13 protein-coding genes are annotated in these 14,073 nt (G+C 36.4%); 7 read left to right on the forward strand and 6 right to left on the reverse strand.

Annotation, left to right across the window (positions count from 1 at the left end):
• The first annotated feature begins 82 nt into the window (after window positions 1-82).
• The 5 genes from E0946_RS00915 to E0946_RS00935 are packed head-to-tail and all read left to right on the forward strand — an operon-like array spanning window position 83 to window position 4,822.
• Window positions 83-1,186 (forward strand): ATP-binding cassette domain-containing protein, encoded by a 1,104-nt coding sequence (locus E0946_RS00915; protein ID WP_133200588.1) that lies wholly within the window; start codon window positions 83-85, stop codon window positions 1,184-1,186.
• On the forward strand, window positions 1,183-1,905 hold the full coding sequence (locus E0946_RS00920) for an ABC transporter permease (RefSeq protein WP_133200589.1): 723 nt from the start codon (window positions 1,183-1,185) through the stop codon (window positions 1,903-1,905). Before E0946_RS00915 ends, E0946_RS00920 begins: the two co-directional genes overlap by 4 nt.
• A 1-nt stretch (window position 1,906) precedes the next feature.
• Window positions 1,907-3,484, forward strand: a complete 1,578-nt coding sequence (locus E0946_RS00925; protein ID WP_133200590.1) for a Gldg family protein — start codon at window positions 1,907-1,909, stop codon at window positions 3,482-3,484.
• Window positions 3,471-4,409: a DUF4340 domain-containing protein gene (locus tag E0946_RS00930; RefSeq protein WP_133200591.1), complete on the forward strand. Its 939-nt coding sequence runs from the start codon at window positions 3,471-3,473 to the stop codon at window positions 4,407-4,409. The genes E0946_RS00925 and E0946_RS00930 overlap by 14 nt, the downstream gene beginning before the upstream one ends.
• A 20-nt stretch (window positions 4,410-4,429) precedes the next feature.
• Complete coding sequence (locus E0946_RS00935; protein WP_165942042.1) at window positions 4,430-4,822, forward strand: GNAT family N-acetyltransferase; 393 nt, start codon at window positions 4,430-4,432, stop codon at window positions 4,820-4,822.
• 19 nt (window positions 4,823-4,841) lie between these two features.
• Here E0946_RS00935 and E0946_RS00940 read toward each other — a convergent pair whose 3' ends face one another.
• The 6 genes from E0946_RS00940 to ispG all read right to left on the reverse strand — a co-directional run bounded on the left by E0946_RS00940 (window position 4,842) and on the right by ispG (window position 12,120).
• Window positions 4,842-6,749 (reverse strand): hypothetical protein, encoded by a 1,908-nt coding sequence (locus E0946_RS00940; protein WP_243713677.1) that lies wholly within the window; start codon window positions 6,747-6,749, stop codon window positions 4,842-4,844.
• A 95-nt stretch (window positions 6,750-6,844) separates the two neighbouring features.
• Window positions 6,845-8,095 (reverse strand): DUF5723 family protein, encoded by a 1,251-nt coding sequence (locus E0946_RS00945; RefSeq protein ID WP_133200594.1) that lies wholly within the window; start codon window positions 8,093-8,095, stop codon window positions 6,845-6,847.
• On the reverse strand, window positions 8,095-9,627 hold the full coding sequence (locus E0946_RS00950) for a hypothetical protein (protein ID WP_133200595.1): 1,533 nt from the start codon (window positions 9,625-9,627) through the stop codon (window positions 8,095-8,097). Before E0946_RS00950 ends, E0946_RS00945 begins: the two co-directional genes overlap by 1 nt.
• 369 nt (window positions 9,628-9,996) lie before the next feature.
• Window positions 9,997-10,500 (reverse strand): chromate transporter, encoded by a 504-nt coding sequence (locus tag E0946_RS00955; protein ID WP_243713679.1) that lies wholly within the window; start codon window positions 10,498-10,500, stop codon window positions 9,997-9,999.
• 11 nt (window positions 10,501-10,511) lie between these two features.
• Entirely contained in the window at window positions 10,512-11,060 is a 549-nt protein-coding gene (locus tag E0946_RS00960) for a chromate transporter (protein ID WP_133200597.1), read from the reverse strand.
• Window positions 11,053-12,120, reverse strand: a complete 1,068-nt coding sequence (gene ispG, locus E0946_RS00965; RefSeq protein WP_133200598.1) for a flavodoxin-dependent (E)-4-hydroxy-3-methylbut-2-enyl-diphosphate synthase — start codon at window positions 12,118-12,120, stop codon at window positions 11,053-11,055. The genes E0946_RS00960 and ispG overlap by 8 nt, the downstream gene beginning before the upstream one ends.
• Window positions 12,121-12,246: 126 nt before the next feature.
• Here ispG and E0946_RS00970 point away from each other — a divergent pair, with 126 nt between their 5' ends.
• Together E0946_RS00970 and E0946_RS00975 are read left to right on the forward strand one after the other, a co-directional pair.
• On the forward strand, window positions 12,247-13,593 hold the full coding sequence (locus E0946_RS00970) for a DUF4139 domain-containing protein (RefSeq protein WP_133200599.1): 1,347 nt from the start codon (window positions 12,247-12,249) through the stop codon (window positions 13,591-13,593).
• A 29-nt stretch (window positions 13,594-13,622) separates the two neighbouring features.
• On the forward strand, window positions 13,623-14,063 hold the full coding sequence (locus E0946_RS00975) for an Hsp20/alpha crystallin family protein (protein ID WP_133200600.1): 441 nt from the start codon (window positions 13,623-13,625) through the stop codon (window positions 14,061-14,063).
• The last annotated feature ends 10 nt before the right edge of the window (window positions 14,064-14,073 follow it).

Below are 14,073 nucleotides of genomic sequence, written 5' to 3' on the forward strand. Positions count from 1 at the left end.
CAGATTATATAAAATAGGATTTTTAGCGGATTTACTTTTATTAGTTCTTTCAAAGTTTATAAATAAATGAGGTTATATTGAGATGTTAACCGTAAAGAACCTTTCCCGTAGTTTTGGGGATATTAAGGCAGTACAGAATATAAGTTTTACTGCAGATAAAGGGGAAATTGTAGGTTTTCTCGGTCCTAATGGAGCAGGGAAAACAACTACTCTCCGGATGATGGTGGGATATCTGCAACCTGATAGTGGAACCATTGAGCTGGATGGAGAAAATGTGTTTGATAACCCTCTTGCAGCCAGTGCTCGTATAGGTTATCTTCCTGAACTTAATCCTCTTTATAATGAAATGACCGTGGAAGAATTTCTAAGATTTATCGCTGCTCTGCGTAAAATGAAAGAACCATATCTTTCCGAGAGATTGGAGTTTGTTAGAGATAATTGTGGTTTGGATGAAGTCTGGAAACAGAAAATAGGCACTCTTTCTAAGGGTTATCGTCAACGCACTGGTCTCGCTCAAGCTATAATTCATAATCCGGACCTACTTATTTTGGATGAACCAACCAGTGGACTTGACCCCAATCAAATTCTGGAAATTCGGGAATTGATACGTGAACTGGGAGAAAATAAAACCGTTATCCTTTCCAGTCATATTATGCAAGAAGTACAGGCTCTTTGTTCCCGGGTAATTATTATCCATAAAGGACAAATCATTGTTGATGATAGCATAGAGAATCTCAGTTCTTATATTTCAGAGACCACTCAGATAGTTCTTGAACTGGAAGCAGAAAATCCAGATTTTCAACCCTGGCTGGAACAATATCCTCAAGTTCAGCTAACTGACATAGAACCTAAAGATGACCATTTAGCGTTCAAGTTCACCATACCCATAGAGATGGATCTTCGTAAGGAATTATCTGCTTTTGTATCAGAGCAGGGCTGGTATCTTATCAGTATGTATAGAGAAACTCAAAGTCTGGAAGAAATTTTCCATTTACTCACCTCAGAGGAACCTTTCTATACTGAAGAAGAAGAAGAAAAAGAGGAAGAAGAGGAAGTTATAGAAGGGGAAGAAATTTCTTCAGAAGAAGTTAATGAGTCTGAAGCAGAACCAGAAGAAGAGACAATATCTTTAAGGGAAACTGAAGAAAAGGCTCAAGAAGAATCTTCAACTAAGGAGCAAAAATGAACCCTGCATTAACTATAGCTAATAAAGAATACTCTCTGGCAAATCGTTCCTTAAGCACTTATATCATTTATGGGGTTTATCTTCTGGCTTGTGGCATCTGGTTTGCTCTTAATGCACTTAAAATCGGAGCGGCAGATATGCGAGGTATCTTTGGTGTTATGCATACCCTGTTCTTATTCTTTATTCCTGCTTTAACTATGGGAAGCATTGCTAAAGAACGAAGCACTGGTACTCTGGAGCTTATCAGTACTTTACCCATCAAGCTGGGTCACATCGTTTGGGGCAAGTTTTTAGGTGTTTTATTCCAGTTAGTCACCGTCTTGCTTTTTACTCTTGTTTTTGTATTATTAATTAGTCTTTTTGGTATAGGGGTAGAGTATGGAGCTATCTTTACTGGTTATCTTGGTTTGTTATTTGCTGGAGCGGCTTTTATAGCCATAGGAATGTTTGCCAGCAGTCTAACAGATAATCAAGTTCTGGCTTTCATTATAGCATTTGCCATCTCAGGTGCCCTGTTTATCATTGGTCGCATAGGAAATTTAATCCCTCTGAAACTTTTTGCCACAATTGAATACTTTGGTTTTGATTATCATCTGGAAAGCTTCCTGAAAGGGGTGATTGATAGTAGAGACCTAATCTGGTTTGCTGCCGTGACCATAATCTTTATCCTTTTAGCTCAATTCCGTCTTCAGGCTCAAAACCTTAGTCAGGAGCGATAAAATGAACACACGCAATCAAATCATAACATCCTATATCATCAAAATCCTGATTGTTGTGCTGGTAGTAATTATCTCCAGTTTCCTTTATTTCCGAATTGACCTGAGTAAAAGTAAGTCCTACACTCTGGGCAAAGCAACTAAAGAGACCCTTCATTCTTTAAAAGATAAAGTTATAGTTAAGGTTTTTGCATCACAGGATTTACCACAGGAATTGAGCACTATAAACCGTAGCTTAAAAGATATGCTGGAAGAATTTGCCCGTAATTCCCATAACAAGTTTAGTTTTGAATATGTTAGAGCCAGCAATAATAAAGAACTGATTGAACAGGCAAAAGATTATGATATTCCAGCCTATTCTTTTACTGCCTATGAGGATGAAAAACTTGTTACTAAACAGGTGGTCTTTGGCTTGTATCTGGAAAGTGCCGGAAAATCTTCCTCTATGTATCTAAGACCTGGTATGGAACAAATGATGGAATATCAGCTCTTGAAACAAATTAATAAACTGCATCCAGATAATTTACCGGAACTAACCGTCTTTATGGATTCTCTTAGTATGGTTCATCAATATACAAATTATTCAGATGCCTTAGCTACCTTTTTCCTTGAATTGATGGATAACTATAGAATCACCTATACTGACCTTAACACCCGTCCTAAGCATACCCCTGTTATGCTATGTTTAGGAACTATTGATACTTTGAGCACTAAACAACTCTACTATCTTGATCAATATCTGATGCAAAACGGAAATATAGTTATGACTCAGGATCGTGCTCTGATGTTTTTATCTGAGCGTGGTTCAGCTCTGGCTCTTCTGGATGGACCTATATTTAGGCTTCTGGAACATTATGGAATTCGTATAGAACCCAATATTGTGCTGGATATGGAATGTGAATATGGTAGAGGAAGTGGTTTAGGAACTATAGTCCCCTATCCTTTTATTCCAAGATTACGTCCTAATCCTAAATTTCCCTATACTGCTGGTTTTCCAGTTATCACCATGAATATTGCTTCTGAAATTAATCCCGTACCAGATGCTAAAATTAAGTTTGAAAAAGTGCTCCAAACCTCTAATCATTCCAATGTTTTAATAGGACCAGATTTTAGAGTGGATATAGCTGTCCAAAAAGGTTTGGATCCTGGTTATCTCAGTCAACCACCCAAAACAGTTGCTGCTGAGGTGTCAGGTACTTTTCATAGTTTTTTCCATGTAGCACTGGATGACAGTACCTTCTATAATTCCACGGATAAATCAAAGATTATCCTATTTGCGGATAGCGAATTTCCCTTGGAATTTAGTGCAGGAGCATTTATTGTTCTTAATGCCGTAGATTATCTTTTAGGTAGGAACGATATGATAAAAATCCGTTCACCCAGAGATATCTATAATGAACTCAGCGCAGAAGTTTATATGCAAAAACACCAGATGCAACCTGCTGAACAAGAAAAGACTATTTCTATTTTAAATAGATATTTTCGGCTGACCGCTATTTTCTTGCCTGTTCTTCTTTTGGCACTCTTTGGCATTATTCAAGCTTCAAGACACGCAGCGAAGATTAAATATGAAGAAAAATAAGATTATCCTTTTAATCGTCTTTCTTGCTTTGCTGGCAGTGGCTATCTATCTGCTAACTTCTCGTCAGAAAAAAGAAACCCTAAAGCCTATATTTCCAGCTGATTCTACAGCTATTGCCAAGATTGAGATTGCCAATCCTGATACCAGTATCACTTTTTCTAAGATAAATAATCACTGGACGATAACCTATCCTATTAAATGGGATGTGGATGAAGACCGTTTCAAGATGTTCTGGAACGAAGTGCTAAAAGAGAAATATTCCACTGAACCCGTTGCTTCTGGCAAAGCAGAGCTTGTTCAATATGAATTAAAAGATTCCACCGCACTTAAAATCAAGGTCTATGATAGTAAGAATAAACTTCTTAAAGAGGTGTGGTTCTCCGATTTAGGTAATCCTGCAGATTATTTCTGTTTTAAAGGTGATAATAATGTCTACCAGATAAAACGAAAAGTCTGCTTAAATTATCAACCAAATTTAGATTCCTGGCGTTCTCCTTATGCACTTAGAATATTCCCTGAACAATTATATGCTATTGAAGTTAAGCATACCAAAAACAGCTATCAATTGACTCGTAACGGAAATATCTGGCACTATAAAGATAGTAAGGAGGATTTTGATATCCCTCCTGGAAATGTCACTATGGGCAAGATATTAAATGCACTTTCAAGATTAGGTTCGGGCACAATTATGTCTCTTGATAAAGCTCCAGAATTGGGGAGTTCTGCTTGTTCTGTTAAACTTTTATTAACTGATAATTCCACTATCCTGATTGAATTTTATCCTGGAGAAAAGAATTACTTTATGACTATTGACCTCTATCCAGACCTGGTCTTTGAAGTGCCATTTGACACCTATTTCCGTTTTACAAGATTTGCCGCTACTTTCCGTGCTCAAGAAGGTGATCCGGAGGAACTTTTACGCTAAATATCATCCATTGTCTCCAATTGAATGAGAATCTCTATGCTGAAATCATATCTATCTGGGATAAAACAGGTATCAGTAATCCTGAACGTGCCGATAGTTTTGATTCTATCCAGAGAACTTTAGAACATGGAGGTATTCTTCTTCTTGCTTATATGGAAGCTATCTTAGTGGGAACTATATGGTTAACTAATGATTACCGTAGATTATATATTCACCATATGGCAGTTTTACCAGAGTTCCAGAAGCAAGGGATAGGTCGCTCTTTATTACAAGAAGCAATTCAAATAGCTGATAAACAAGGTCTTCAAGCCAAGTTAGAAGTTCACTCTGATAATGCTGCTGCCTTGAATCTTTATCGTTCTATGGGTTTCAAAGTACTGGATGGCTATCTGGTTATGATTCGGCGAAACTGAATCTTAGAATAGACCGTATTTATAGGAGACCCCAGCGACGACGGAAAAATAACTCCAAACAGAAAGCTACAATAAATAAAGTTAACACATACCACTTCCGATAAAGAGGGATATCTTTGCTTTTATTGACCACTCTGTTTTGAGCTGGAAGGGGTTGAAAACTTTGGAGGGTAGCAGGATATAGAAGTTTTCCTTTAGTTTCTGAAGTTATCCAGGAAAGTAGAGGTATATTCAGGTCAAAATCCATTGATTCCAGAGAAGATTCTGCCACATTAAACTTTCCTGAAACACTTTGTTTACTCATCTGATCTGAAATAGTAAAACTGTAAATACCAGGTTTATCCAGACTGAAATGAGTGGTATATTCACCTTCTGCTTGAATCATAAAATCACGATATACTTCTTTCCCACTTGCATCAAGAATTTTAAGCTCAGGATTCAAATCCAGAAGCAAACCTCTAATATTATCTTCTGCTCGCAGTCTTATATTAATTTCTTCTCCCAGAAAATAGCTGTTGTTATAAATAGCATAATAACCTGTGGAAGAAGTGTTAGCTAACCAAGTTAAAGTATTAGAAAGTAATTTTTTATAGCCACCACTCTCGCTTTGCATTTGCCACTTCCAGAGATTCAAAAATGCCATTGCAATTACTTTTGCTCTACCTTGAGTGTTAACTGCTATGGCAGGAGAGTTTTGTGGATTGTCTATTGTTGCCAGAACCTCAGCTCCTTTAGTTGATGTCACATAATAGTAATCCAATGGAGGAATATTTTGCAATTCTGAATTGACAAATTCCAGCATAGGATATCTTGCTGCTTGAGGAGTCAATTCCAGAAAACCCTGATAAACACTGCTTATATTGGATTTTTGAAGCGGAAGAATAGAAGCAAGTTCTGGAAGGGGTAGCCCCTGAAACAAAATTCCTATCCCTTTTTGATAGGAAGAAAGAACATAATTTAGTGGATATCCCGAAAGTTGTAAAGCACCATTATTAAGAATGATAATGGCAGATAGATGGTCTGAGGGTATGGTATCAACCAGCTTTTCTCCAGCAAATACTTTATCACCCTGAACTCGATAATATTTCACTTCCCAGCGAGGATTTTCCGTTACGGCATCAACTATAAATTTATTATCCCAAGAAGGGCTTTCAGAAAGAATAACCACTCTTTGTTTATTGGTTAGCACTTCTATCGCTCCAGGATAACTGTTATTATTCAAAGACCTCTCTTTAATTCCAGGAACGGAAACCTCCACTCTAAAAGGATAAAATCCTGTCTGGCTAAAGCGGTAATCAAAATCCAGACTTATAGTTTCACCTGCTTTTAATGAGACTGTTTGATTACGAACTTCTGTGTTGCCAAGAAATAAACTGACCTTTGCTGAACCTGAATAGTTTTCCGAATGGATTTCCGCTCTTATGATGGTGGGCTCATTCCGATAAGCTTGTGGATTGTAGATAACTTTTACCACCTTGATATCTGCTTGTAAAGAGGTTGCGGTATCACCCAGAGCATAAAAGGGACAGCCTAATTGTTTTACAGGTATAGGAAATGCATCATGTAACCAGCCATCAGAAAGCAAAACTATACCCTTTATTCTACTGAAATCATGCTTCTTATTTAGCTCTTCCAGAGCAGGAACAAGAAGTGTATTATTCCTGTTATTGGTCAAACCAGAAGCAAAATCGTAGGAAATTATCTCATAGCCAGCTGAGCTAAATTTATCTTTTATGGTAGAACTATAACTCTGTATCCAGTTTTTCTTTGTTTTTCCATTGCCACCTGGAAGGTCCATACTGGCAGAGATATCGGAAAGCAGGATAATCTGTTGCTTTTCATTTACTTGCTGAACATAATGAATTATCGGACTGATAAGTAGAAGCAAGATAATAGTAAGACTTATGCTTCTCAGAAAGAAAAGCAAAAAACGCTTACCTTTTTCTAAGGCTGGTTGAGTTCTATAATAGTAATATCCTGATATAATCAGAGATATCAGAATTATGATTATGTATTGCAGTACTATAACCTCACATTAAAGTAAGTAGCAAGGGCAAGTCCTTTAGTTGAAGAACCAGGTAAGATACTCTCTATAGATTGTATCGCAATACCGAAACCTACTGATTTTAAATCCAAACCTATCCCATAAGACATACGCCAGGGATAGATTTCATTGCCTGAACAATAACCCAAACTAATTGGAATTTGCGGAAGAGGACAAATCTGTGCTCCCAGTGAGATACGACCCTGTTTACTAACTTCAGGAGAATTGCCAAATCCCACCACATAATCTGCAGAAACTGAGACTGGCTTAAATGTATATAAAGCAGATAAACGTATTTCAGGAGGTAGTTTAGTTGTATAGGGTTTTATATCCACCGTTGAGCTGTCTTCAATATAAAAGTCTTCATCTATATTTGAAGCATAAAGATTGTTTATCTCAAAGTGATAAATTTCATCTTGAGTCTGAGTTTCCCATCGGATAAAACCGAACAGATTATCCAGAGTAGCTCCAACTTCTAAACGAGGTATGGGTTCAGAATACAGACCAAGCATAGCTTTGAGTCCATAACCACCTATACCAGTGCGGATTATAACATCCTGCTGGACATTTAAGCCATCCAAATTGGAGGAAAGATAGCCATCCAATTTACGAGTTTGAACATTGCCTAATCCTCCAAGTGCACTCAAGGAAAAACCGAATTTTATATCTGGGATGGTTTCAGGAAGGGGAAGTGATATGTCACCAATTCCATAAGTCAGGTCTGCATAGCTCAAGCCTTCAGCATAGTTATTATTTTTGGTAAAATGATAGACTTCACTTCCATCTCCATTTCCATAAAGAACAAACTCAAGAAATTGCTCATCCAAAGCTCCTTTAGCTGCTAAGTGAACGGAACCAGTGAATGACATATTACCAGTGGTAAAACCAATAATTCCCATATTTCCACCTATACTAAAGGACATATTACCATCTATAGCATTCAAAATCTTCTGCTTAGCTACATCATCCAGGTAATCTTGTTCCATAATATAGTTGTATAAATCAATATTAAAAGAATTATTTCCCAGATAAATGCTGTTATTGAAGAAGGGAATCATAATATCAGAATAACCTCTTTGAAGCAAAGCAGGATTCCAATAGTTGGCATCACAACCTCTTGCTCGTAACATATAACTATCGGCAAAAAACATTGATTTTGGTGTTACTGTTGTAGCAGAAAGTATTGATAGCGTTAAAAATATAATCAATCCAATAATAATCTTTTTCATTATTCCTCCTCAATATGAATTCTTACAGTAAGCATACCTTTCATATGAATATAATCCGCGGGAGAAGCATAAATGGTTACGGGACCATCAGTCGCTTCAAAGCTGAAGGAAGGCAAAAGATATACTTCTGGATTCTGGAAAACTTTTATTTCTTCCTGTTCTAAAGTTAGATTTATTAATTGCTCTCCCTCAGAATTTACATCCGGACCTATATATTCAGAGGAACGAATAGCAAACTGCTTATTAAACCGATAAGATTGAGGATTAGATGGATCAATATTTGCATCAGTACCTACATAAATAGTAGTAGTAGCCCCAATAGGTAGCTGATTTTTAACTTTCATTACCATTGCGGCATAAGTGACCCTGTCACCAATCTGGTCTCTTACATCTTTAGGCATTTCTACCTTAGATGGTTCTTCCATAGTAAAAGGATTATCAGTAAGAATAAAAGTGAAAGGTGCATCTATTTGATAAGTGCAACGTAATCTATTAGTAGAATTAACAAAGCCAGCTGTACCATTATTGCCTCCCTGGATTAATAAATAGGCATTGATAAGGTTAACTTCATCTGGCATAATTTGAAGCACCTCATTTATTCTATTAGAAAATTGAAGTTCAGTGATAACGGAACCGGATTGATTGGCAGGAGCTATATAAAAAGGCAATCCATTTTCATCTAAAATAGGTATGGTTTTTTCTATGCCGGTCCTATGATTAATCCCATATAGTTCTCCATAAAACTTTACTCCAAAACCAAATTCATTGTTCATTTCCAAACGAAGATTAGCTTCTTGCAATTGTATTGCTTCATCAATTCCAAAAGGATAATCAATGTTTATAGTGACAGAGCCAGGTTCCATATCCAGCTGGTAATCGGAAAGATAACCTTCAAAAGCAACAAAACTTAGAGGTTGGTCTATTTTTAAACCTGCTGTGCCAACTGGTGTTCCATTTGGTAGATTTGATTGTATTGTAATCACCACTGATAAAGCATTTAAAACCTGTCCGGAATGCTCTACACCTATAGTACATCCTGCTAAATCAATATCCTGCCAGTACGGATAAGAGCTCCCACTGATAGTTAAAGGATTACCTGAAGAAGTGCGTATATCAGGGAAACTCAGGGAAACCTGCGTATTTTCCGGATCATCTAAGTCATAATAATAAGAAAGCGTCCCATTATCAACTAATCCATAAATTAATTCTACTGTATTTGTAGGGTCAATAAAAGGGATAGTCACATTGCCTACTATTCCAGAGAGTAAAGGTATAGGGTCTAATATTGCTTCGGGATTAAAACTTACATTTCCAAATTCCTGGCTCTCAGTTTCACCTGTCCCTATCAAGGTCAGAACATTATTTTCACCTACGAAAAGATTAACACTATCCGCTAAATCAGAAACAAAATATCGCTCATTTATCAAAGGTACAGTAAGTTCCACATCCCAGGTAGGAAGATGAGGTTTGCTTATCTCACAAGCGGAAAGTAAAAGTAAAGCGACAAATAATACTGGGAAAATCTTTTTCATAATATCCATCCTTCTTCGCTTAATTAGCGATAGTCATAATATTACATTCTCCTTAAAGAGTAGAAGTGTCAAGAAATTTCTGTAAAATGGCATTTATTATTTGCCTTAATAAATTTATTTGTTTCATTCTTAGTGAATCCTAAATATGTCTAATTTTCCTTTAATTATTAGACAATAAACATTTTAGATGATATATTTGTCCCCTGACTCCTACTTGACTGTCTCTTAACACTTTAGCTAAGAAAGAGCCAAGAGAGAGCCAGGATAGACCAGACAGAAAAGAAGGGTAAAAATTTTAAATTCATTAGAAAAAATATATCAGCAATGAAAGAAGATAATAAAAAATATTGTTCTCAAATCACTTCTACTTTAACCCAATATCATTCCTATAACTGCTGTACCTAATAAGATATATATAGGATTGGTTTTCCAGCGCCAACTAACAAATAGAGCAGCTACAAATATGATTATAGAAAAGAAATCGGGGAAGGCTGTTTTTCCTATAAGTATCATTGCAGCAGCAATTAAGCCGAGTGTTACAAAACGTAATTTCTGGAATATATTTTGAAACCAGGGAAGTTTTGAAAGTTTGATATAAGTTAAAGTGATAGCTATCATTAATATAATAGAAGGGAAAATAACTCCTAAAGTGCAAGCCACAGAACCTAAAATGCCACCCTGTCTATAACCAATGAAAGTTGCTGCATTGATAGCAATAGGACCTGGTGTCATCTGTGAAATTGCAACTATATCCGCAAATTCAGAACTGGTTATCCAGGCATTTTTTGTTACTACTTCCTGTTGAATCATAGCCAGTATGGCATAACCACCTCCAAAGCTGAAGAGCCCTATTTTACAGAAGGTTAAGAACATTGAAAGAAGCATTATTCAGACCGATTCTTTTGCCACAGACTCTGTAGAACACTAAAAATTATAGTAGTCATTATAATCCAGATAGGGCTGATATTCAAAAATGCCACTAAAATCATAACTAAGACAGGAACCCATAAAAAAGCAGGTTTAATCTGAGAAGAGCGCGTCATTTGCAATAAAGGGGATGCTATAAGAGCTACTACAGCAGGTTTAAGAGCATGAAAAGCCTTTTGTACCAGAGTTAATTGAGCATATTGAGTGAAAAGTGCTGCAATAATAACAATAAAAACAAAAGAAGGAAGGACCGTACCTAAAACTGCAACAATCATTCCCCAGAATCCTTTTAGATGCATACCAATATACACACTGAAATTAACTGCTATAGGACCTGGACAGGATTGAGAAGCAGCTAAGCCATCCAGAAAGGTTTTATCATCAAGCCAATGATGTTTATCAATCACTTCTCTGCGAATCAAAGGAATCATTGCATAGCCTCCACCAATGGTGAAAGCGCCAATTTTTAGAAAAGTAAGAAATAGAGAGAATAAGGAGTTAGACACTTTCTTTCCAGTTTTTAATCAATTGAATCAGTTCAGCTACTAATCTATCTTCTGGAACCTTTTTAATTATTTTTCCTTTAGCAAAAATCAATCCTTCACCAACTCCTCCAGCAATACCAAAATCTGCTTCTCTTGCTTCTCCTGGACCATTGACAGCACAACCCATAACAGCTATGGTTAAAGGCAAATTTGCATATTCTTGCAGAGCACTTTCAACTTCTTCAGCAAGACGCATAAGATTGATATGGGTGCGACCACAAGTGGGACAAGAAATGATTTGCAAACCTTTACGCAAACCCAGATTCTGCAAAATTTGTTTCCCCACCATAACTTCTTTTACTGGATCTGCCGTTAAGGAAACCCGTATAGTATCACCAATACCTTCTTCTAAAAGAATTCCCAAAGCCAGAGCAGATTTAACGCTTCCCGAAAGAAGAGTTCCTGCTTCAGTGACACCTAAGTGCAAAGGATAATCTATTTTTTGACTTAAAGCACGGTAACTGGCAAGCATAAGAGGAACTTGGGAAGCCTTTACAGATACTTTAATTGCTTCAAAACCTATATCTTCCAAAATACGGATGTGGGATAAAGCTGCTTCTACCATTGCTTCTGAGCTTAAACCATATTTAGCCAGTAGCTCTTTAGGCAAAGAACCACTGTTTACTCCAATCCTGATGGGAACACCTCGTTCTTTTGCTGATTTTGCAACAGCTTCCACTTTGTCTCTTGAACCTATATTTCCAGGGTTTATCCTTAGACCATCCACTCCTGCTTGAAGTGCTGCCAGAGCAAGTTTGTAGTCAAAATGAATGTCTGCTACTAAGGGAATATGCGTTTCCTTCTTAAATTCATAGATAGAAGGAATATCTGCTATTGTTTCTACGGAAAAACGGATGATTTCACAGCCAACTTTTTCCAGAGAATGAATTTGACTCAAAGCTGCTGATATATCGGAAGTAGGTACACTCAACATACTTTGCACAGATATGGGAGCACCTCCTCCAATGAGGACATTTCCCAGTTTAATTTGGCGGGTTGGTCTTCTTTTAATAGTTTCCATAAGGCTATGCACAGTTTATAGTTAATTCTGTCAATCAAATTTACTTTATACTTGACCAATAATAAACAACATATAATTTGGATAAATGATTAATATTAGATATAAGGTAAATCATAGGAGGTTTCAATGCATAAGCAAATTTTAATAATGGCATTAATGCTGCTTCTGGCATTTTTTGTTCAGGCAGAAGATTGGCTAACTATCTATAATGATGACCTTTCTCTGGTACGTTCTAATTTTGAACTGGAATTAAAGCAGGGAAGACAGGACTATAACTATTCAGATATAACTTCTCGCATTGAAGCTCCTTCGGTGATAGTGCTTTCTCAGGATGGAGCAGTTAGAGTGGCAGAACAAAATTATGAATACGATCTTGCCGGGAAAGCCCAAATCTTGAATAAATATATAGATAAGAAAGTGGATTTATTTACAAAAGATAACAGTCATCTGACTGGTATCCTTAAATTCTATGATGGTATAAGTTTTGGCTTAATAGAAGAAGGAACAAATCGTCTGATTGTAGCTGATAATGATCAAGTTCAGCTCATTCAGTTAGCAGAACTTCCTCCCAATTTTTACACTAGACCCACTTTACACTGGAATTTATTAGCCAATAAAGCTGGTAAACATCAACTCCAATTAATGTATTTAACTGGAGGATTGAGCTGGGATGTAACCTATAACACGGTCTGGGATGGTCATATTTTAGCTTTGAATTCCTGGGTAACGATTACTAATAATAGTGGCAAGGCATTCAATAATGTCCATTTAAAACTAATTGCTGGGGATGTTAATAGAGTCCGTAAAGGCTATTATGATACAGCAGGAAGAGGTTATGAAGTTATGTTAAAAACTGCTGATCAAGCTGCTCCTTCTTTTGAAGAAAAAGCTTTCCACGATTTTCATATGTATACTCTGGATCAACCAGTTACCTTTGCTGACAAGCAGACCAAGCAACTTGAACTTTATCCTCTTCAAAATATAACTGCTTCCCAGTTTTATGAATATAACACTTTTGCCAGTAGTGTGCTTAGCATCATTAAATTTAAGAATACAGAAGCAAATGGAATTGGGAAACCTTTGCCTAAGGGTACTATCAAGGTCTATAAAAAGGATGTAGATAATAATTTAGAATTTATTGGTGAAGATAGTATCAATCATACCAGCAAAAATGAAGAAGTGAGAATCAATACTGGTTCAGCCTTTGATCTTGTAGGTAAAACCATAGTTAAAGATAGGAAGACTATAAGTCAGTATATTAGTCAACGCACTATTCAAGTTACTCTTAGGAATAATTCTAATGAAAATAAATCAATTGATGTGATTCATAATTTAGGGACTAACGCTAAAATAATATCAGTAGAAAATGTTACTCAACCCACTGTAGATGAATATAATAATGCAACTTTCAAGATAAATATAGCTCCCAATCAGGAAATTATTTTCTCCTTTGTGGAGCGAACAGAATATTGATTAATCTCAAAGTAACAGAGGATATAACAATGCAAGAACGCTGTTATGATAACTTAAGGAGTTTGAGAAGAGAGATGCTAAAATTTCTCAGTGATGCATCTTTGCGTTCTCGGGACCCTTTAACTATGGAAAATGCTATTGATGACATCTGGCACCCTAAATGTGATGTGTTTCAAACCGATTCTCAATGGATAATTTTAGTGGAACTTGCGGGAATGGAGAAAGAAGATATAAGTATCTCAAGAGGCGATGATTACATTAAAATTAGCGGAGAAAGAGACCTTCATCCAGAATTTGAACATGCTACCTATTACAGTATGGAAATTGAAACAGGTAGATTTGAAAGAATTATCTATTTCCCGGATTTAAATCTGGATAAAGATAATCCCCAGGTGCAATATAAGGATGGTATTTTGCAGATAGCATTTAATATTGAAGCAACCATAGAAAGAATAATCCCCATAGAATAAAGTTAGTTAC

This window comes from Candidatus Syntrophosphaera thermopropionivorans (assembly GCF_004353895.1).
GTDB classification, from domain to species: Bacteria; Cloacimonadota; Cloacimonadia; order Cloacimonadales; family Cloacimonadaceae; genus Syntrophosphaera; species Syntrophosphaera thermopropionivorans.